We start from the raw sequence: 20,057 nt of genomic DNA, 5'->3' as shown, positions 1-20,057 counted from the left end.
GTCGTACAGGAGCATTTCAAGGCGCTCGAAGGGTACGAACCGCACGACGGCGAGGACGACGAAAAGAATGGTTATGCCGATGCCGATGAGGTAGGTGATATGCTTTCTCTTGGGTCTCATGGATGGTCGTGGAAAGAAGCATATCATGGTGGGGGTCAAAAAGGAAAGTTCTCCGCCTGCGAGCGCGGCGAAAAACTCTTTCCTCGGGGTTGTTATATGGTATAATGTAACCCTTCGTACGCGCCCGTAGCTCAGTTGGATAGAGCGTTGGCCTCCGGAGCCAAAGGCCCCGCGTTCAAATCGCGGCGGGCGCGCCAGTAAATAGCCCACAATATCAATAAGTTACAGTACAGTGAGGAAAAAAGAGGGGGAGAGTTGTCTGGAAACCTGCTAACGTCCTGCTAACGGGAGGGTATTCACAAGCGTGACAAGCGGGAGACCTGGGGGTGGATCCACTGGTCTGGATCAGCGGACAGCCGAAGGCCTTCCATCCGGACAGCAACAACACGCGGCGGTAGAAACAGGCGCCTCCGTGCCAGGGGCGCCCGCCGCGTAAAGATTCGGATTCGCGCCGTTGAGAGGCACGCGTCCGGTTTTGCGGTGCAGGTCTGCCCCGCCGGCCGCGACGTCGCGTTTGTGCTGTTTGTCTCTGCACATGGCACGGAGGGTTTCTGGAGTTTGGGAGGAAGCAGAAACCTGTAACCAGGGGAAAGAAGTGGGGGATACTGCTTCTAAAGAAACTTTCAGTGCGTGGTGAGGTTTACTGACGGGTCTTCTATCACGCGGGGGTGGACGCGCTTGCGCGGACGGGCCCCTCCCGCGTTAGGCAGGAGGGGTCCAGGGGAGCACGCCAATGAGTGCTCTCCCCTGGTGGTGGGGGTTCTGAAGGGGGCGAGCATGGAGCCCCCTGGGGTCTTTCAGTGGCTACGAAAAAGACAGGAGCAAGTTTGTCCCCTGGAAAACCCCCGTACCGTGAAAAGATACACACAGCCCCCGCTGTTCGCGGTCGCGAGGCCCGCCAGGGACTCGTACGAACGACCGCGTGTCTTTCTGAACAGCAAATTCCTTACGCGGCGGGCGCCCCTGGCACGGAGGCGCCAGTCTTCACCGCCGCGTCTCTCTTTGGAACGACAAAGAATTCTACCGTCTGGGTCACCGGTTTACTTAACTATTTAATATTAAGGGCCACATTCTTCTGTGATGTCGACAAGTTACAGCGTTATAGGCTAGAAATCATATACCACTGGCTATAAATCATATACTAACGGCTATTAAGTATTGACGAGAATAAGCCGATAAGATATAGTGTGGACGGTAACTGGAAAGGGAGAACTGAGCTATAGGGTCACAGAGAATTGACGCACTATTAGGAGATCGATATTCTCGAAGTAGCAACTAGGTAGTATAGGAGGGAGAACACATGGAAAAGGACGCGGCGACCGCCGAGGAAATAGTATATCAGTCAAACTCGCTCATAATGAGGAAGACCGCGCTGTCCTTGATAGAACAGCGTCTTCTCCTCTCGATCCTGGCTCAGATCCATCCCGAGGATGCTGACTTCAAGCCATATAAGATCAGCGTGAAGGACTTCATGGAATTGTGCGGGGTACACGGACGGATGCACGCTGTCATTGATTCCGTTATCGTTCCCTTCGCCAGGAAGGTGGTGAGGGTCGAACGGGAGGACGGGAGTGTGCTGGTTACGCACTGGTTCAGCTCAGCAGATTATAAGAAAGGCCGCGGGATAATCGAGTTCTCCTTCGACCCTAAATTAAAGCCCGTCCTCCTTCGGTTACGCGAGCAATTGAACTACACCCGAATCCCGCTGAAGCTCCTCCTGTCTGCCCCGGGGATCTATGCCTCCCGACTCTATGAGATATGTTCGGCGCACGTCTTCAAGGACAACGGATACGGTGCTGAGTTCACCGTCGAGGTCGAGGAGCTCAGGGAAATGCTCGGGATTGAGAAGGGCAAGCTACAGCTGTTCAAGAACTTGAATACTGTGGCCCTGAAGCCGGCTTTGAAATTCATCAACGAGCGAACCCCTCTCAACGTTACAATGCAACTGATCAAGCACGGACACCGGTATGTTGTCGAGGTCAAGTTTGTCATATCGAAAAAGCCCCTGGCGGAGAGGAAAGACGCGAATATCCTCCCCACCCTCCTCCAGCTGGTACCAGTATCATACCGTGACACGCCGGCCGTCGTTGCCTCCATTGCAGATGCCCTGAAAGCGGGTATCTATACCGTGACTCAGCTCCAGAACATCATTAAGGCAGCGAACCAGGGCAAAAGAAGGAACTACCCCGCCTATCTCAAGGTGGCGCTCATAAAGGGCTACAACAAGGATGGTGAAGCGACAACGAAAGAGAAGAAGCATCCTTATGCGGGGCGGGAGGTGGAGGTGCTCTCGGTGCGGGAAATAGGACTTGCCGATATCGAGGCAAACACGAATGGGAAGCCTGTGGCCGCGATCCTCCAGAACGACGGGAGCCTGTGGCTCGACGGCAAGCTCCAAATGACGGCGGATGCGGTGACAGCAGGATTGAGAAAGGGGACGGTCCGGTTTGTTTGAGCCCCTTCATTGCCGTTGTCAAAAAAATATGTATTACCCATTATTACTCACTGTTCCTCAATATTCCCTTGTGGCACCCAACATTGCTCAGGATTACCATATAAGCTATGAAAAGAATAGAGAAAAAGACTTGACATAAAGTCATATAATAGCTATACTTAGTCTTACAGGGTCGGGACACCGACCCGGGCGAGACGGCGTAAGACCTACCGCTGGCTGTTCGTCGTAGACCCCGAAAAACCCCGTCAATCAGCAAGGGGGACGTGTCGCAGTTAATGGCTGGCCGTCGCTAATATCAGGGTTAGTACAGGAGAGTGCAGGCGCCGGCGTTTCACAGTGAGGACTACACCGAGGCCCTCCTGATCTTTCAAAAGGTCAGGAGGGCTTTTTCTATGCCGCGCAGCAGCACAGCAGTCAACTCCCATACCAAACAATATCTAGACGAAGCAGAGACCGGGAAAATATTGAAAGTCACCCGGCGTACCGTCCAGCAATGGAGGTGGCGCAAGGTGGGGCCCCCTTATATCAAACTGGGCTCCCCAATCAAGGGCAAGGGCAAAATCCTGTACGACTACGATGACATAGTGGCCTGGATGGAGTCGCAGAAGGTCAGAACCAACCCGGAGGTGTGAGGAATGACGACATGGCAACGCAAGAGAAAGGCTAGGGATGGCAGCCCGAGGGAACCATTGGTTAATGAGATCCGCGAGCATTACTTAAGGGAAACTGAGCGGATTCACGGTGTCCGGCCTCTCATCAATCTCCCCCGGGAAGGGGCCATCACAAAGCGCATCCTCAGGGCCGGCGCGGACGCAAATACATTGAAGGCGCACATCACACGGTCCGTTCAGGCAGCGCGAAGAGGTGAAACCCGCCTTGCGCTCATCAATATATTGATCAGTTTCCAGACGGGCCTGGCAACGAGCCCACCCGTTGCCCCCTCAAGTGCCAGCATCCCCTTCGACGACATTGTCACTTACCTGAACCTGAAGGCTGGCTCCAGCTACAAACCGACCGACCCTGCCACGATGCGGATGATCGAGGCCAGGTGGGCCGAAGGCTACCGTCTCGAGGACTTCCGCAAGGTCGTCGACAACATGACGGCGAAGTGGGGCATCAATCCCAAGATGATGGAATTCCTCCGGCCCGCCACGCTTTTCAGTGACAAGTTCGGCAACTATCTCGGCGCGGTGGTGACTCCCGTCGACAGGGGTCTCTTGTCGAGGGACGGCTACCGGTCTTCGCTGGTCATCAAGTCATGGGCGGAGAGAAAGAAGCGCGAGCTGGAGGAGGATGGCGGCGAGGAAGGGGAAGAGAAGGTGTACGCATGACCCCCTCCCACTGCTCCACCTGTGGCCGCGAGATTCAGGAGGGCAAAGGGCGGTACGTTACGGCGGAGGGTGTCTACTGCCTGCAGTGCGGACTGCCGTTTCCCCTCGGGCCTCAGGTCAAGGTCCAGATCATCATCACGGGTCTGGAGGACAGGCTCGAACACAAACAACAACAGGAGGTAACATATGGGAACTAATGACAACATCGAGATCCGACCGAAGTATCAGAACCTCATCCCGAAGCTGGCCAAGCACGAGTTTGAGAAACTCGAAGCCAGCATTTTGGCAGAGGGCATCCGGGAGCCCCTCACCATCGCCGTCATCCCGGAAACCAACCACGGCATCACCACGACCGCCCGGGTCCTGCTGGACGGCCACCATCGCCACGCCATTGCCAGGGAACATGGGTTGCCCTTCACCACCCGGGAGATCGAGTTTCCGGACGAGGACGCCGCGATCATCTGGATGATCGACTGCCAGCTCGGGCGGAGGAATATCATCCACGCGCTCGACCGCGTCATCCTGCTGGAAAAGAAGCGGCCCATCCTTGAGAAAAGAGCACAGGAACGTCAGCGGGCCGGGAAGGCGGAGGGTGACCTTGCGTTGGAAACGACGCAAGGTGGTGCCAAAGGGAAGCGCACTCGCAGACCGACCGTGACCGAGCAGCTCGCGAAGGAGGCCGGGATGGGCCGCACCAACTATGATGCTTGCCTCAACATTTTGGCCAGGGGCATTCCTGCCTTGATCAAGTTTGTTCGAGAGGGGGACATGTCGATCTCCGCCGCTGGCACGCTGCTGGCGCACACTCCAGGTCGGGGCATCATGAACGACGACGAGCACCGCGCCTGGCAGCAACAACTTGTCGACAACGTCGGGGGCACCGCGGACGCGATGCAGGCGGTGGTTCGAAAGGTCAATTGTCGGGCCCGAGAGTCCGATCGCGAGTGCAAGATGTGGGAGCGAGAGGCCGAGCGGGAGAGGTTGCAGGATGAAAAATACCAGGTCGATGAAGAGCGGGATGAAGAGGAGATCGAAAGGTGGCGTGAGGAACGGGAAGCCCCGCACGAGGAACAGACAGAACCGGAAGAAGTTGAAGAGACAGAGCCTCCCGTTGTGAGAGAAGAAGAGGAAGATGAAGAGCAGGAAACACGGGGACCATCAGAACAGGAGCGCGAGGTCATAGAGATCCACCGCAAGGCCCTGCGGGAACGTCAAGAGCTCGTGTCCGGCATCGTGTCCGGCATCGTTGGCGCGGCGGAGAGCGTCCTCGCCGCGCGAGGCCTGCGGATGCCTCTTGCCGCGCAGGAGGTGCTGGCCAATGTCGTGGAGGCCTGGACGATCGAGCACATCGTCAACAGTAACGAGGCGGTGCTCCGTGCCAGGGCCGCGGAGAAGGTGTCGTGATGGAGAAGAAGCCCGCCGTCACCTTGCTCACGGCGGTCAAGGAGGGGAAGGTCAACGCGACCCGCTCCCTCCTCTATGCCGGGGCGGACCCCCGCCGGGTCATACCGGGGGGCTATGAGCGGCACACCTTGCTTCACCATGCGTGCCGTCATGGTCACCACACCATCGCCCGCCTTCTCATCGATGCCGGGGCGGAGGTGGAGGCGAGGGACAAGTACGAGGATACCCCTCTCCACCTCGCGTGCGAGCACGGTCACCTCCCCATCGTCCGTCTTCTCCTCGATTCCGGGGCGGAGGTGGATGCGCGGGATGATCATGACCGCACCCCCCTCCTCCGGGCGTGTTGGAAGGGTCACCACGACATCGCCCGTATGCTGATCGAGAAAGGCGCCGACGTGAACGCGCGGGACCACTACGAGGAGACCCCCCTCCCCCTGGCGGCACGGGCAGTCGCTTATAAACTCGTCCGGGTCCTGCTGGAGGCCGGAGCGGACGTGAACGCGAGGAACAACTACGGCCGAACGGCCCTCCACCGGGCGATGTACCGCGTGGTCAAGAAGGGAAGAACAAGAGCGAGGAGGACCGAGACGATCCGCTTGTTGTTGGAGGCCGGCGCGGAGGGCGGGGCACGGGACCACTACGAGGAGACCCCCCTCCACCTGGCGATGGATCTCCCCCCTGACCACCCCGCCCGCGAGGAGGTCCTCGACCTGTTCAGAGAGTACGCTCCCGAGGCCGTCATGGAGGCGTACTGCACACAAACCAATACACCAGGAGGAACACAACAATGACACAGGAACAGATAAACAAAGGATTCGCACGGGCGAGCAGGGCCGGCGACACCGAGATTGTCCGGCTCCTCATCGAGAAAGGAGCGGACGTGAACGCGAGAAACGTCTGGGGCACCACCCCCCGGCGCTTGGTGGCCCGGCGGGTCAACTGGAAACTCGTCCGGCTTCTCCTCGATGCTGGCGCGGACGTGAATGCGCGGAACAGGGGCAACTACACCCCCCTCCACAAGGCGTGCAGCGGAGCGCAAGGGCCCCGTCGCGCACGGAGGACGGAGACTATCCGGCTTCTCCTCTCCCACGGTGCGGAGGGCGGCGCACGGGACAAAGATGAAATGACGCCGGTGGGTTTCGTGCTGGAAATCAAGCCCGACCACCCCGCCCGCGAAGAGCTCCTCGATCGCTTCCGCGAGGACGCCCCGGGGGCCGTGATGGAAGCGTACTGCTCACAAACCAATGGACCGGAGGTGGCACCGTGAAACCACTGGACAAGCGTTTGTTCAGCGCCATCGTGCGCGGTGACCTGGCTTTAGCCAGGGAAGCGATCGAGGCCGGCGCGGAGGTGGAGGCGAGGGACAAGGACGGCTTCACCTCCTTGCACGAGGCGTGCCGTTATGGCCGCACCGACATCGCCCGGCTCCTCCTCGACCACGGCGCGGAGGTGGAGGCGAGGGGCCGGGACGGCCACACTCCCCTCCACGCGGCGTGCGTAAACGGCCACCACGACATTGTTCGCCTGTTGCTTTTCCACGGGGCGGATGTGAACGCGAAGACCCGTCACGACTTCACCCCCCTGCACGAGGCGTGTGTCTTTGGCCATCCCCCCGTCGTCCGTCTCCTCCTCGATGCCGGCGCGGACGTGGACGTGAAGGACATGTTCGACGACATCCCCCTCCTCGCGGCGAGGGACCTCCCTCCCGGCGATACCCGCGAAGAGATCATCGACCTCTTCCGCGAGTACGCCCCGGAGCTGGTGATGGAAGCGTACTGTAAGCAAGACGTGGCTGATCAATCCTAAAAGGAGGTAACAATGAACACACAGACACAGCAAGCAAACGAGGAACTGAACAGGCAGTGCCGTGATTTCGACAGAGATCGCTGTCGCTTTGATCTGTTCGAGGCGCTGGCCGATGCCGAGAGCGAGGCACGGAATCTTTAGACGAACGGAGGAGGGGGTTCCCCCCTCCTCAAAGGAGGATGGAGATGGCAGTTGTGATTATAGAGAGCATCCCGTCGGACCGCACTCCTCTCCACGAGGCATGTGACCACGGCCACACCCCCATGCTGGAGCACGGGGCGGACGTGGAGGCATGGGACAGTCGTCGAACTCACCTCGCGTCTGGATATGTGACAGGCTGGGATCGCGTTAATCCAGAAAACGACAGGGTAAAGGGTTTCGCTCGGGCCGGGGATCGGAACCTATGCTGGCTGAGTCCGAATAACGACCGCCTGTCAGCGGGGCCATCCCGGCTTGTCGTCACCGAGTCCGCTATCGACGCTCTCAGCTACTACCAGCTTAACTCGCCGCCCCCGGGGTCGGTCCTGGCAGCCACCGGAGGCAATATGACAAGTGAGCAAGCTGACATGATCGCGGCGGAGGCCGGGAGGTATATGATCCCCGTTATCATCGCGACCGACAACGACGCAAACAGGCTGAAATACGAGCAGATGATACGTGACCGGATCCCCACGCGGATGGTTATCCCCCATCGCCCGGAACCACCGGCGGCGTGTGAGGGGAAATGGGATTGGAATGATGAGCTACAGCGAATCGTTCAGTTGACGAATGACGATGACAACGAAGCCCCGGCAATGGGCCGGGCATGTAATTCAAATCAAAGGAGGAAGCAATGGATAATATTCTGACTTACATCGAGAACGACGGCGGTAACATCGTGTGCACCAACTATTTTCAGTCACGAGCGGCACAGGCCGGATACATCATTGCATCTGTTAACGCGGGAACGTTCCGCCTCCTCGTGCCTGACGGGATACTGCCGAGCCTCTTGAAGGAGATTGCAGACGCGGACGAGGTGATCGTTTCCCGGGGTCCGCTGTCCATCCCGGCCACGAACGCGGCGTATACGGTTTGGCCAGGAATGGCCGAGGGTGATGGACTGGAATTCCTGTTCGAGGACGGAACCAAGAGGCCGTTCTGCATCCATCTCGGCTTAAACCAGGTTGATCTGGTTCCATCGGATAACCAAAGAGACCGAAGGGGCCAGCCTCATCGGTGGCGCTGCACGATCTGGAACGCGAGGATGGAGAGGGTGGCGGACTTCCCGTGTCGGTATCGGTTGGCAAAACGCCTCCCGTGCCTGAAGCCCTGGTATGACTAGAAAGGAAAACACGAGAGATGGCAACGATGGATGCAGACATGATACGCCACCACATCCGGCATGATGCGGTCGACACCTTAGGCCGCCTCGGACCGTTTCTGCGTGCGTACGGCATCTACGACATTGGGTTCCAAACAATCCAAGGAGGCCGAGAGTGGAAAACCAGAACAACGAACCACCCACGGTGGTTATGTGCGGGAAGATGCACAAGTGCCCGACCACCCCGCGCGGGAAGAGCTCCTCGATCTCTTCCGCGAGCACGCCCTGGACGCCGTGATGGAGGCGTACTGCACACAGACTAGTGCACAAGGAGAAAGATCATGACAAAGACACAGAAGAATGAAGCGCTCTTCCGCGCCTGTGAATCCGGTGATGTTGAGGCTGCCCGTTTCCACCTGGAGAAGGGGGTGGATGTGAGGGCAAAGGGCAGGTGGGGTGAAACGCCCCTCCACGTTGCCTGTACGGAGGACCGCCCCGACCTCGTCCTCTTCCTCATCGAACACGGAGCGGACGTGAACGCGAAGGATATGAACGGCCGGACGCCGCTCAATCTAACGCTGATGCTGCCGGAGCGCGGGGCCGTCATCGCCGTGCGTGAGCGAATCCTCGGTCTCTTCCGGGAGCACGCCCCGGACGCCGTGATGGAGGCGTACTGCACGGCACAAGAAAGAAGATAGCAGTGCACGTGGGCGATACATACGGAATCATCGTGGGAGGCAAACGATACGAGATATCCACATATCCCGCGAGTGACAGGGGTGACAGCAACTGGGCGGCGGCCCGCATCGAGACGAACGGTGAGATCGTCCGGGTCGTGACATCCTCGCACTTCCCCAGGGGGCCCCCGTCATCGACACCGGGAGCACATATTCCTTTCGAGCTCGACGAGCGCAAAAACGCCGCCCGCGTGGTGGCATAAATACAAGGAGGCAACATGGAAACAAACGCACAGGCAGCAGCAGTCGCAGCAGAGGAACTGGACAGGCAGCAGGAGATCGAGGCAGCAGCGGAGAAATTGGCAAAGGTCATGCGGAAGGCGAGCGAATTGGTCGGGGAGAGAATGATCCAGTTCGCAAAAAACAATCCCTGTGTGCGCGAGTGCGTCGCCCACCGGGACGACGAGGTTTTCCTTATTTTCCGTTACGAGCTGTGGCCCCCGGACGAAACGGAGACCATCATCGAACTGGTTGCGATCGAGCACCAAAACGTTAAGCGCATGCAGGACCCTCACGTTTTTTACTCGGGACGCGGCTGGCAGAAAGAAATGCGGAGGTGCGTGGTTAACAAGTTCAATGATTTTTTCCGCGCCGATGTTGACTATTGGCACGGGGAGATCAAGAGCGAGTTGAACATCGACGACGGCGAGGAAAAGACCGTCGAGGAGGCGGCGGCCGCGCTCGCGGAGAAGCAGACGGGAGTGTTCAGCGACAGTGCAAGCTACCTCACATGTCGGCTCTGCGATCAGAGCAATGAAGAATGCCGTCTGGACATCGAGGAGCAGGTGATGGATGCGATTCTCACGGTCGCGCCGGAGTTCAATATGTGGAACTCGTACTAACACCGCAAGCGAGGCAGGGGGGAGGATCCGCTTTCAAAAGAGAAGGAAGAACGTAACCCCCCGGCGCTTGGCGGGAGCTGCCGATCACGGTACCAAACCGCAGGGGCCGGGGGGAACAAATGCCACGGGAGGGATAAACATCATGGCAACAAAAGCAGGACCCGGCATCACGAAGACAGTTCCCCGCATCACCGACAAAAGCGCGGAGTGGCTCCCAGAAACATTCCCCAGCCTTCACGCCGGGCTGGAATATGTGCCCGACGCCACGCCGCGGCTGTTCGCGGGATTGGCGTACTTCGTAACGTCCCGCCCCATGTAGACAAGGGAACGGCACAGGGCGGACACCCCGACGTGCAGGTCGGAGAAGTGCTCCTCCGATGCCATCGCCCGGGCGAGACTGTCGTAATCGCTTCCTGCCGGGTTGTTGTCCCACGACTCCCGTGGTCCATGCGCCTCAGGGGATACCCCTGGGGCCCCAGGACGGCCCGTATGGAGCCCGAGGATTACCCCAGAGCATTCCGGTGCCGGTACAGGGGGGATTGGATGCAAGTTGACATAATAATTATTATCACAGTAGACATAAAGTATTGACACAAGCTGTCATACATAGTATAAGTGATGAGTATACAAGATTATGTAAACGCATGTGAACGGAGGAAGCCAGCATGGAAGAGAGAACGCAGGAACGAAAACGCAGGCGTTTCATAAAGAGAGTGGTTCCCCGCGAGGAGAAGATCCGCGTGTCCACGGACTATCCGGTCTCCCGGTACCGGGTCCTCGCCGATGCCGTTTCCGATGGAACCCTCCCTCCCTTCGCAGCCATCTTGAGGAAGGCGCTCAACGACAGCTATGACCGTATTGCAAAGATGAACGGCAGGGGCAATGAGTAGCCCTCACGGCGGCGGTTGTATCAGCGGTGTATTCACCCCCAGCGCAATCTCACAGCAGCAAGTTGTGTCGGGTGCAGTCAATCACATTTACAGGAGGCATCACATGGAAGAAGAAGCACGACGCACCTACGTCCTCACCATCCGGGCCACCCCGGGGCAGTACGAGAAGCTACGGAAGCTCGCAGGGCAGTACAATACCTCGATGAACCGGTATCTCCTCGACGCCGCCCTGAACATGCGGCTCCAGGCGCCCCCCGTCATGGCGGTCGTGGGGGATGCCGCCGGACCCGACGCCTACCTCGACAGCCTGGGGAAGATCGAGCGGGAGCTAATGAGGATCGCAGAACTGCTCTCGGAGCTCCAGCTGAGTTTCGGTGAAGCCCGGAAGAAGGGCGAGATCGAGGAGAAGTACGCCCTTGAGTGCGTCCTCTTCCTCCAGAACATCGACTACCTTGCGGGGAACATCGAGGAGTACGCCGCTGGCGAGGCCCACGCTCTCGCAGCCCGTGAGGCCTGGGCATGATCGCCAAGGTGGTGATAGGTGACGATTTCGCGGCCGTGCTGAGATACGCATCGAGAAAGGGCCCGCTCCTCTCAACGAACATCGTGAGCCCTTTCGGGTCCTGGGATGTGGGCCCCTTGGCGAGCGAGATGCAGCTCTACGCGACCTGCAGGCGTGATGTGAGAAAGCCCGTCCTCCACGTTGCGATACGGCTCCCCCTGCAGGACGCGATGCGCCTTGTCGATGCCGACTTCCTTTCCCTGGCGAAGCAGTTCATGGGCAGGATGGAGATCGACAGGAACCGCCACCAGTGGGTGGTATACAAGCATGACCCGGACCACGTCCACCTCATCGTCAATCGCATCGATGTGGACAGGAACGCCTGGCGGAACAGCTTCGCGTACTTGAGGGCCATGTGCGCCTGCCGGGAGCTCGAGGGTCTCTATGGCCTGACCCCTGTCACCTCTGCCCTCGACATGACGAAGATCCTTCTGACGAGGGGGGAACTTGCGATGGAGGCGCGGACGGGAAGGGCCTGTCCTAAGAGGGTCATATACCGGGCCGTCAACAGGGGGATCGTCCAGTGCGGATCCCTCGATGACCTGGAAAGCATGCTCGCCGCAGAGGGGATATCGATGCGTGTGAAGCCCGGGAAGGGCGTCTCTTTTGCGTATGACGGGATCGCCTTCCAGGGCAGGAGGATCTCCCGCTGCTGCAGTCTCGAGAGCATTGAGCGGCGGATCGCCGAGCGGGAAGCGCCTGAGGAAGAGGCCTTCCATCCCGGGCCGGTAAAAAACGTGACAGCCATCCCCCGGAACGCGGAGACCGGTACGACCGGCAGAAGCATGAGGGATTCCAAGAGGTTGCGAGGAAGAACCCCGTCCCGACCGCAATCATCGGGTGTGAGGCAGGTATCGTGAGGGATTCCAGTGCGTTACACAACATGATCTCACCAGCGGGACCGCCGGCGCCGTCAGGAATGCATCCCCGGGGAGAGATCCTCCCGATAACGGGGCGGGCGCATACCGTTCATGCATCGACAGTGTTCGGTAGCGGTAAAACCATGAGGGATACCAACAACTTATGAATGCCATCACGGAGGGGACCGATGCTGACGGAGAAACAGATACTTACCGCCTATGAGCTGAAGAGGCAGGGGAAGGCGTATCGCGAGATCGCGCAGGCCGTCGGTCTCGACGGCAAGACGCAGCACTCCCAGGTGGTCAGCGGCCTTCGCTACTACGTGATGGGTTACCAGGCGGCGGCGCGGAAGATGGAATCCGCTTCACGGAACCAGCACCCATCGTGGACCGAGAGAGTGATCTGCTTTGCCATAGGAGCTGCGTTCAATATGGCTGTCACGGCGATCATATTCTTAATCTGAGTAAGGAGGGACGCCATGCCCCACATAATCGATTTCGTTCGGTACCGGAACTCGAAGGAGATAACGGGCATCGGTGATGATACGGGCGATCATCATGATGACCATGATTATCCCCTCGACGGGATCTTCTATGCCCATGATGGCTACGATACTCCAGTGGAAGATGATTCTGTTTGGGATCTTGAACCGTAAGATAAGAACAACCGGAAGGAAGACAAACATGATGTACATGGACTTGCGCGAGCTTAAGGCTCTTTTTGGCGAGAAGAGGGTGGATTACCTGCTGACGCACAGCAGGATCCCCCTCGCCAGGGTTGATGACGACCTCGTGGTGATGGATAACCTTTATAGGCTGGAAAGGGAGCTCACGGAGGACAACGAGGACTTGCTGTGAGCGAGACGGGACGGGGAATGCACGCATTTTGTTCATCCGCATCTCGGGAGGAAGAATGACAGAGGATCTTCATGAAGCGATAGACATGGGATGGATCGAATGGGTGAGGCAGCTCATCGAAGGCGGCGCGGACGTGAACGCGACGGACAGGCGCGGGGTGACGCCGCTCCAGACCGCCATCGAGCACGGCGAGCTCGATATCGTCCGCCTCCTCATCGAGAAGGGGGCCGACGTGAACGAGAGGGACGTCCGCGGCTGGACACACCTCGCCCTGGCCTCTGCCCTCGGGCGGCCCGACATCATCGATCTCCTCATCGCTCACGGCGCGGACGTGAACGAAAGGGACGACATCGATGACACGGCGCTCCACTGGGCGTGCACCTATGCCCGCCCCGCGGCGGTCCGTCTCCTCTTCTCCCACGGGGCAGAGGCGAACACAAGGAACGTGACGGGCAGCACGCCCCTCGACATGGTGCTCCAGCTCTCCCCGGAGAACCCCGCCCGGGAGGAGATCCTGGACCTCTTCCGGGAATACGCACCGGAGACGGTGATGGAGGGGTTCTGCGGGGGCCCCGGCAGATAAGGTATCCAGGATCCTGCATGACCTTGAGACGGGGTGTCTGATACATCCTTAAAGGAAGGTTCAACACGCACGAAAGGACAGCACATCGGCTATGTGAGGGTCAGCTCCGTCGAGCAGAACACCAATAGACAACTGGAAGGTGTCGAGCTCGACCGCACCTTTACCGACAGGGCCTCCGGAAAAGATACCAGACGCCCCGCCCTGGAGGAACTGCTCCGGTTCGTTCGCGAGGGAGATGTCGTCATCGTGCACAGCATCGACCGGCTGGCAAGGAACCTTCCCGACCTCCGCAGGATCGTCGAGGACCTGACGGGCCGCGGCATACAACTCCGGTTCGTGAAGGAGAACCTGACATTCAGCGGCGATGACTCTCCCATGTCGACCCTCCTTTTGTCCGTCATGGGGGCCTTCGCGGAGTTCGAGCGGGCCCTCATCCGGGAGCGTCAGGCGGAGGGCATCGCGGCGGCGAAACGCAGGGGCGTTTACAAGGGCCGTAAAAAGGCCCTGAGCAGAGAGCAGGCTGAGGAGCTGAAGGAGAGGGTCCGTAACGGAGAGAGGAAATCGGCTCTGGCGAAGGCCTTCCGGATCTCAAGGGAGACCCTCTACCGCTACCTCGCGACGTGATGTGCTTGCATGCACCCTGGAGGACGATATGAAAAGGAGCATCAGAGAAATGTTTGACGCCATGACCCGCGGGGAGGTCCCGTCCGCGGAGGAGCTCGACGCGATGCATGTCTCGTTGAATCCCGGCGAGAACGTGGCCCGCCGCAGGCAGCTCCAGGACAGATATGCCTTTCTCGGGGCCACATCCATCCAAGAGGGGCTCATGGCGTTCGGGTTCGAATGCGGTGACGGGTGGCTCCCCATCCTCGAGAAATTATTCGCGGGATTCCAGGAACTTGCGGACAAGGACGGCACCGCCAGCAGGTTCACCCAGAGATCGTCCCTTATCGTCCCCTGTTGGCCGCACACCTCGCAGGTGACCGTGGAGAGGGCCTCGGCCTTAAAGGGGCAGGCGACATGGACATATGGGACTGGATACAGGACAACGGCCTGGCAGAAAAGATCTTTGCCGAAGCTGTGAGGAAGGCGATCGCAGAGACACATGCGGCAGGGCTGCCGACCTGCCACGGCAGTGACATAGAGGGTTACAGGATGTGCTTTCTCTTCCCTGACGGCCATAAGGAGTACTTCGACACCATAGAAGAGGGAAACGCGATCCTGGAAAGGCACGGTCTCAAGTAGAGGTTTGTTTCATGGAGGACGAAGAAATGGACAACTCACGGAAGGAAAGACATTTGGTGGACGCGAGCGACCTGGACGACATGCATGATCGACTGCGCCAGGCCGTGGAGGTTCTTGACGTTGAAAAGGCCCGCCGGCTTCTCGACCTTGCCGATGAAATGGGTGCTGCACAGATCCGAGCCCTCTTCCAGGAGGACATTTACGACAGACTGCTCCAGGCCATAGAGGCATGCGATCCGGAGGGTGTCCGACGCCAGCTCCAGTTCTTGAAGGACATCGACAGCCTGCGCAAGGCAGAGACAAACATCGAGGTCGTCAAGAGGAAACTGACGGAACTGAAACCCTACCTGAAGGAGAAGTACAACGTTACAGGGGTCGGCATCTTCAATTCGCGCCTTCGCGAAGGCTCCGATGAGGAAGGGGACTGGGAGGTGCTGGTGGATATCGAAGGGCCTCTCGGCCCCGTCGGATTCATTGGACTCGAGAACTACCTCAGCGATGCCCTGGGTGCCAGGGTCAGTCTGATCGAGGGCCTGAAGAAGCCTGTAGGCCAGCATATCCTGGACGAGGTGGAGTATCTGTGAGCCCGATGTCAAGGGCCGGAACAATTCCCCGCTACCGAAGGAAGAGCGGGAAATGATCTTGGGTGAAAGCGCGCCTGACATCAAACGGCTGTAACATGATGGTGGGCTGTCGTCCGTGGATGGTGACGATGAGAGCGCTTGTTATCTCTGCGCCCAAGGGGATTCATTCCTGATCAAGTCATCTTAATTCATCTTAAGGTAGCGGCGTGAAAAGGGGAAGGGGCGGGGATCAGAAGACCCTTTATAACAATGACGGCTTAGCGCTCAAGTGGAATAGATTAAGATGGAATGATTACGCTCACTGACTCAAGGAGGCAAATCGCTCGTATTGAGATCTTCTTATCGACTATTCTTGCAGAAGTTTCCTATTATTTGCTCCCAATGGCACTTCGTAATCGTAGGAGGCAACAACCCTGCTGTCGCTTAAGCGAACTATGCTGACGTTAACGTAGACCACAATATTCGCCTCTGAATATGTTCCGACTAGCACGTATTGTGCCTTCTGCTCATTGCTGATCGCGTACACTTCCCTCGAAAGGAAAAGCTCCCCCTCACTCCTCTTCATATACACTGATTTTCTCAACTTCATTTGGATTATTCTGTAGGACATCTGCGTCAATCGTGATGCCATTTGCTCCGATATCGTCCTTCCAAATGCGGATGAGGTCTCTATGTTGTTTATGTTCACAAGACTCGCGACCAATATGGCCTGCTCGGGAGCTATGGGAGGCACCGCTCGTTCCACGAGTTGTTCTGCAGCCTTGTAACTGTAGTCCTTCAGATTCGCATCAAGATCCCAGTAGCCCTTTACAGACGCACAGCCCGGTAACACAATCATCATTGTGCATATACCCGCCAACAAAATCATATGAAGCCGCGCTCTAAATGCTGTCAAGAAATTCGAGTAACACCTGATCATCAACTTCCCCCTGCACCTATGATATGTGTTCAGTTAACTACTTTGATTGTTTTTGATGGGGAATCATCATTGTAGTGCCAGGAATCGGCAAACTTAACATAGTAACAATCTGTTTTTCTCATCAGATACTGATTGCCGTCCAAAACCGATGTCGTCAATATGATCTCCGTGTTTGGACCCTTGGGATTCCAGAAACCTGGAAGGGCGTCATCAAGCATGTCGACGCCAGCAAGAGCTCCGCCCACAACCGCTATTCTTCCGGCGACACTCCACGGCTGATCGAAGGCTTCTCTCACCACCATCACAGCCCCCGTTAATAGCGCCAACTTTCCGGCCCGAGGCTGTTTTAAGGGTTCTTTGTGATAGACAACCTGCGCACTATAAGAAACTTTAAGAGCTCCGGTATCCTTCACGGCTATTACTTTAACACCTTTATTGAACAGCTTTGTCGTCAACATGTTCTGAAAGCCCGCGCTGAAAGGGCTGTCATCTTTTCTTTCCAAGTATGCGTACCGATCCATCGCGTTTCTTGCCGTCAAGCCCAGTCTGATCTGTTCCGCTACGTCTTCAGCCAGCACATCCCAATGCTGAACTGATTGGACCGTTCGCTGCGAAGTCATTTCAAAAGAAGTTGCTAACGGGGCTTGAGAACAACCAACAATGAATAACAACATGAAGACCAAAAACACACCCCGAGCTACCATGTTCATGATCTAAGCCTCCTTCAGACTGGTAATATCAAAATTATCCTTGATTCATTAGAAATGTCAAGAATAGTTGTAATAGAAATATATATCGAGGAATAATCCTGTCCCGTCGCATCCGGCTCCAACGCGAATCTCTGAACCCGGAAACATCTGCCCCAGCCGCTTTGAACTCATCCCAAGTGACCCCGGTGAATAGATCAAGCCAATAGCTTCGCTTTGTCACTCCCTTTCCTTGTTGGTTATCCGCTGGGCTGCAATTTCCAAAATGCTATCCCTCCGAATGTTATATGTCAATATAGTATAAGGAATTAGTAAGGCTCGTCTAAATGTGATAGTCCTTTTCTATTCCGGTTCGGTTGATGGTGGGCCTTTGAGGAAAGGTTGATGTTTGTTTCATCTAAATGTTGTTAGAACCAGTCTGCGCGGTAAGCTGCAAATTACGGCGTGAAGTGGATTTACTCGTCAGACATCATTATAGCTCGCCGACTTCGGATTTGGACGGTTTTTGCAGATCACCTTGAACATCTTCGTAAGGGAAGCGTTCATAATACATGCCCATTACTAGCTCAAACCGGGCCTGATTAGGATCTTTTGCCAGTGTGTTCCTCCACTCCTTGGTGGTCCCCGCGAGGGTCACCTCGAGGTCAAGAAACGAGAAATACTGGGTTTTGCCATTAATCGTAATCCACCCTATCTCTTGATCTATTTCTTTTTTTGCGATTTCCCCATGGTCCAGAAACTCCCTGAGAAGACCTTCGTCTAGGCTAAATGTGGTTCCCGCCGGGACATTGATGCTGCTTCGCACTGTGAGTTTCTTGGCGGGGATTTCTCTTGTGTCACCCTTTGATACCGATTCGAAGAGGTTGCGAAGGACCCTTTCCGCCCTCCGACCTTTTCGGCTCAACCTATCGCTGAAAATGTGGTACGTAGAAAACCTTGTAACTGTCTTTGGTGGGTATGGGCGAAGAATGAGCGATGGAATATGTATTTGGAGCCAATAGCTAAGAAGATTCGGGCAGTCGCGGAAAAGCGGCATTTTCTCTGAAACCCTGCCAATGCCAATAAGCTTCTTTTGTAGCACGTCTCTTGAATGTTCATTGGTCAGGCCACATGTGAGACCGTTGTGGGAAAATGCGACTTTCGTTACATCAACGGCAATGCATCCAAAAACGATGCGTCCTCCATTCTTCTTCGGCATCCTGTCGTGTAGCTGTTTTCTTGCTTCAGACAGTCTCTTTGGGAGCTGATTAGGACTGCCAACTCTCTTGCATTCCAAATAAAACGCTTGATCGCCTGTTAGAGCAATAATGTCCGTCTCCGTGGACAAGTCCACTTCGCAACCAGCCTGACAGAAATAGCTCGCAATTCGAAGCTCAAACTGAGTGTTCCTAGATTGAGAATCGGCGTCAAGAGCCGCGAAATCTGTACCACCAACAACGATCTCAAGCTTCTCATCGATGCCTGATGGAAGTCGTGTGGTAATCCCTTTAAGTATCCACATCAACTCATGCACTTCGCGCAAGACATAGAGCATCCAGTCAGTTGGGCTTTCGAAGGGTCCTTTTGCTGAGTTCTTGAAGATCTTTGACGCGTTAACCGAGCCTTGTTCGGTAATCAACCGAAGGTACTCGATATATCTCTCTATCCTTGTGTTTTTTGTTTCAATTCCGCGTCTTCTAACAAAGTTCCTGATTTCGACAAGATCTGCAACGTGATGGGATAACTCCAAACTCGGCACAGTCTCGGTAGGTAACGGATAGGATTTGAGTTCTTCTTGCATGACGTCTAATAATTAATATACTTCTATCTGGAGTTTCTTGAATCTTATTATGTTAAGTCGAGAAGCGTCAAGGACAATCCCCTGACAAGGGATTACGAATTCAAATGTTGCATATGAACCTAATTTATGCGCCATGGGACCGCCAGGTAGACGAAAATATTTACAAAAACTCGAAATGAAAATAGACGATTGATGACTCGATCTCGGTCGAGTCCATAAAAACGTTGTCCTGTTCTTTGTTTGTTCGTGATTTCCACAAGAAAAACTACACCCTTTTCCAGTTGCCTTGCTTGGCACTTTCAGGAAGAAGTCGACCCAACCTCACGGACGGCCTTGTACTAAGCCGTTATTCCTCGCTCCCGCCCACCTTCTCATGCGCACACCCGTCCCATATCTCCTGCGGGAGGACGATCCTCTCCGTTCCGGGAATGTTCCAGACCGACGCCCCCGTGTTAAGATCGATCCCGTTTCTCAGGTACGCCCTGTATGCCAGCTGGCTGCAGTAGAAGGATCCCTCCGTGGCTGAGTCGAAGAAGTTGAGGTTATAGGGCTTGTTCAGCTCCGCCTGCCTGATGCAGTACGCGGCAACGTCCTCCCGAATCGCCACGGCCCTGGCCGGGTCAATATCTGCCGACAGGAGAGGATATGCAGCGCCGTAGAGCATATCGACAAAGGGGCCTCTCTCGGATCCCATCTCGCCGGCGTTCCACGCGTTGCCGATAACGTCGAAGGTGATGACCTTGCCCTTTGCACCCGCCTCAACGCACCTGCCCCCGGGCCCGACATAGATGACTATGTGGTCCACGTCCCCCGGTATGAGCTTCCCGATAAGGCGCCAGAACTGCCCGGTGATGTCCGCACCGCCGCCGTCCGTGGTACAGAGCAGGTCACCCGTCTCAACCTTCAGGCCTTCTATCTCGTACGTATGGATCATGGTCCTTCCTTCACTCCGACGGTCCCAGGTAATTCTGTTACCACGTCGTCTGCCCCATCTTCCTGTAAATAGGCCTCATGACCTCGGCCAGAACGAATTCCTGGTGCGCCTTGACGGCCTCTTGAAAGGCAAACCATTTC

General features: G+C 56.6%; 29 protein-coding genes and 1 tRNA gene. 26 read left to right on the top strand and 4 right to left on the bottom strand.

The genetic code is table 11. The annotated features are described in order from the left end of the window. Positions 1-240: 240 nt before the first annotated feature. The 26 genes from GXX82_10615 (at position 241) to GXX82_10490 (ending at position 15,577) form a co-directional block, all read left to right on the top strand. A tRNA-Arg gene (locus tag GXX82_10615) sits at positions 241-317 on the top strand. A 1,103-nt stretch (positions 318-1,420) separates the two neighbouring features. After that, positions 1,421-2,575: a replication initiation protein gene (locus GXX82_10610; protein NLT23488.1), complete on the top strand. Its 1,155-nt coding sequence runs from the start codon at positions 1,421-1,423 to the stop codon at positions 2,573-2,575. A gap of 392 nt (positions 2,576-2,967) precedes the next feature. Then, positions 2,968-3,207, top strand: a complete 240-nt coding sequence (locus GXX82_10605; GenBank protein ID NLT23487.1) for a helix-turn-helix domain-containing protein — start codon at positions 2,968-2,970, stop codon at positions 3,205-3,207. 3 nt (positions 3,208-3,210) lie between these two features. Next, the gene (locus GXX82_10600; GenBank protein ID NLT23486.1) at positions 3,211-3,906 is read left to right on the top strand and encodes a hypothetical protein; all 696 of its coding nucleotides are present in this window, start codon (positions 3,211-3,213) and stop codon (positions 3,904-3,906) included. Next, positions 3,903-4,103, top strand: coding sequence for a hypothetical protein (locus GXX82_10595; GenBank protein NLT23485.1), 201 nt, complete (start codon positions 3,903-3,905; stop codon positions 4,101-4,103). The genes GXX82_10600 and GXX82_10595 overlap by 4 nt, the downstream gene beginning before the upstream one ends. After that, positions 4,093-5,310 carry a hypothetical protein gene (locus GXX82_10590; protein ID NLT23484.1) on the top strand — a complete coding sequence of 406 codons (1,218 nt, stop codon included), beginning with the start codon at positions 4,093-4,095 and terminating at the stop codon, positions 5,308-5,310. Before GXX82_10595 ends, GXX82_10590 begins: the two co-directional genes overlap by 11 nt. Continuing rightward, the gene (locus tag GXX82_10585; protein NLT23483.1) at positions 5,310-6,101 is read left to right on the top strand and encodes a hypothetical protein; all 792 of its coding nucleotides are present in this window, start codon (positions 5,310-5,312) and stop codon (positions 6,099-6,101) included. Before GXX82_10590 ends, GXX82_10585 begins: the two co-directional genes overlap by 1 nt. Beyond that, positions 6,098-6,577 carry a hypothetical protein gene (locus GXX82_10580; GenBank protein ID NLT23482.1) on the top strand — a complete coding sequence of 160 codons (480 nt, stop codon included), beginning with the start codon at positions 6,098-6,100 and terminating at the stop codon, positions 6,575-6,577. The genes GXX82_10585 and GXX82_10580 overlap by 4 nt, the downstream gene beginning before the upstream one ends. Then, entirely contained in the window at positions 6,574-7,116 is a 543-nt protein-coding gene (locus GXX82_10575) for an ankyrin repeat domain-containing protein (protein ID NLT23481.1), read from the top strand. The genes GXX82_10580 and GXX82_10575 overlap by 4 nt, the downstream gene beginning before the upstream one ends. A 185-nt stretch (positions 7,117-7,301) precedes the next feature. After that, positions 7,302-7,964 carry a hypothetical protein gene (locus GXX82_10570; protein ID NLT23480.1) on the top strand — a complete coding sequence of 221 codons (663 nt, stop codon included), beginning with the start codon at positions 7,302-7,304 and terminating at the stop codon, positions 7,962-7,964. Next, entirely contained in the window at positions 7,949-8,437 is a 489-nt protein-coding gene (locus tag GXX82_10565) for a hypothetical protein (protein ID NLT23479.1), read from the top strand. Before GXX82_10570 ends, GXX82_10565 begins: the two co-directional genes overlap by 16 nt. Positions 8,438-8,757: 320 nt before the next feature. After that, positions 8,758-9,114 (top strand): ankyrin repeat domain-containing protein, encoded by a 357-nt coding sequence (locus GXX82_10560; GenBank protein ID NLT23478.1) that lies wholly within the window; start codon positions 8,758-8,760, stop codon positions 9,112-9,114. Positions 9,115-9,122: 8 nt separating this feature from the next. Next, complete coding sequence (locus tag GXX82_10555) at positions 9,123-9,356, top strand: hypothetical protein (protein NLT23477.1); 234 nt, start codon at positions 9,123-9,125, stop codon at positions 9,354-9,356. A gap of 15 nt (positions 9,357-9,371) precedes the next feature. Further along, positions 9,372-9,995: a hypothetical protein gene (locus GXX82_10550; protein NLT23476.1), complete on the top strand. Its 624-nt coding sequence runs from the start codon at positions 9,372-9,374 to the stop codon at positions 9,993-9,995. Positions 9,996-10,137: 142 nt separating this feature from the next. Continuing rightward, positions 10,138-10,314 carry a hypothetical protein gene (locus GXX82_10545; protein ID NLT23475.1) on the top strand — a complete coding sequence of 59 codons (177 nt, stop codon included), beginning with the start codon at positions 10,138-10,140 and terminating at the stop codon, positions 10,312-10,314. 346 nt (positions 10,315-10,660) lie between these two features. Further along, positions 10,661-10,885: a hypothetical protein gene (locus tag GXX82_10540; GenBank protein ID NLT23474.1), complete on the top strand. Its 225-nt coding sequence runs from the start codon at positions 10,661-10,663 to the stop codon at positions 10,883-10,885. Positions 10,886-10,949: 64 nt separating this feature from the next. Beyond that, the gene (locus tag GXX82_10535) at positions 10,950-11,408 is read left to right on the top strand and encodes a hypothetical protein (protein ID NLT23473.1); all 459 of its coding nucleotides are present in this window, start codon (positions 10,950-10,952) and stop codon (positions 11,406-11,408) included. Beyond that, complete coding sequence (locus tag GXX82_10530; protein NLT23472.1) at positions 11,405-12,307, top strand: relaxase/mobilization nuclease domain-containing protein; 903 nt, start codon at positions 11,405-11,407, stop codon at positions 12,305-12,307. The genes GXX82_10535 and GXX82_10530 overlap by 4 nt, the downstream gene beginning before the upstream one ends. Before the next feature lie 188 nt (positions 12,308-12,495). Further along, positions 12,496-12,771: a hypothetical protein gene (locus GXX82_10525; GenBank protein NLT23471.1), complete on the top strand. Its 276-nt coding sequence runs from the start codon at positions 12,496-12,498 to the stop codon at positions 12,769-12,771. Between the two features lie 15 nt (positions 12,772-12,786). Then, a complete protein-coding gene (locus GXX82_10520; protein ID NLT23470.1) occupies positions 12,787-12,963 on the top strand; it encodes a hypothetical protein in 177 nt (58 codons plus the stop codon). 28 nt (positions 12,964-12,991) lie between these two features. After that, the gene (locus GXX82_10515; GenBank protein ID NLT23469.1) at positions 12,992-13,165 is read left to right on the top strand and encodes a hypothetical protein; all 174 of its coding nucleotides are present in this window, start codon (positions 12,992-12,994) and stop codon (positions 13,163-13,165) included. A 55-nt stretch (positions 13,166-13,220) separates the two neighbouring features. Continuing rightward, complete coding sequence (locus GXX82_10510) at positions 13,221-13,748, top strand: hypothetical protein (GenBank protein ID NLT23468.1); 528 nt, start codon at positions 13,221-13,223, stop codon at positions 13,746-13,748. Positions 13,749-13,781: 33 nt separating this feature from the next. Continuing rightward, entirely contained in the window at positions 13,782-14,372 is a 591-nt protein-coding gene (locus tag GXX82_10505; GenBank protein ID NLT23467.1) for a recombinase family protein, read from the top strand. A gap of 28 nt (positions 14,373-14,400) precedes the next feature. Continuing rightward, positions 14,401-14,832 carry a hypothetical protein gene (locus GXX82_10500; protein ID NLT23466.1) on the top strand — a complete coding sequence of 144 codons (432 nt, stop codon included), beginning with the start codon at positions 14,401-14,403 and terminating at the stop codon, positions 14,830-14,832. Further along, the gene (locus tag GXX82_10495) at positions 14,829-14,993 is read left to right on the top strand and encodes a hypothetical protein (protein ID NLT23465.1); all 165 of its coding nucleotides are present in this window, start codon (positions 14,829-14,831) and stop codon (positions 14,991-14,993) included. The genes GXX82_10500 and GXX82_10495 overlap by 4 nt, the downstream gene beginning before the upstream one ends. An 11-nt stretch (positions 14,994-15,004) precedes the next feature. Continuing rightward, positions 15,005-15,577 (top strand): hypothetical protein, encoded by a 573-nt coding sequence (locus GXX82_10490; GenBank protein NLT23464.1) that lies wholly within the window; start codon positions 15,005-15,007, stop codon positions 15,575-15,577. A 346-nt stretch (positions 15,578-15,923) separates the two neighbouring features. Here GXX82_10490 and GXX82_10485 read toward each other — a convergent pair whose 3' ends face one another. The 4 genes from GXX82_10485 to GXX82_10470 all read right to left on the bottom strand — a co-directional run bounded on the left by GXX82_10485 (position 15,924) and on the right by GXX82_10470 (position 19,917). Further along, positions 15,924-16,496: a hypothetical protein gene (locus GXX82_10485; protein ID NLT23463.1), complete on the bottom strand. Its 573-nt coding sequence runs from the start codon at positions 16,494-16,496 to the stop codon at positions 15,924-15,926. A gap of 29 nt (positions 16,497-16,525) precedes the next feature. Further along, positions 16,526-17,206, bottom strand: coding sequence for a hypothetical protein (locus GXX82_10480; GenBank protein NLT23462.1), 681 nt, complete (start codon positions 17,204-17,206; stop codon positions 16,526-16,528). Positions 17,207-17,675: 469 nt separating this feature from the next. Further along, a complete protein-coding gene (locus GXX82_10475; protein NLT23461.1) occupies positions 17,676-18,983 on the bottom strand; it encodes a hypothetical protein in 1,308 nt (435 codons plus the stop codon). A gap of 346 nt (positions 18,984-19,329) precedes the next feature. Beyond that, a complete protein-coding gene (locus GXX82_10470; protein NLT23460.1) occupies positions 19,330-19,917 on the bottom strand; it encodes a hypothetical protein in 588 nt (195 codons plus the stop codon). Positions 19,918-20,057: the final 140 nt, after the last annotated feature.

The sequence above is a fragment of the Syntrophorhabdus sp. genome, assembly GCA_012719415.1.
Taxonomy (GTDB): Bacteria; Desulfobacterota; Syntrophorhabdia; order Syntrophorhabdales; family Syntrophorhabdaceae; genus Delta-02.
Note: the sequence above shows the minus strand (reverse complement) of the source record. Positions and strands in the feature narration are given on the sequence as shown.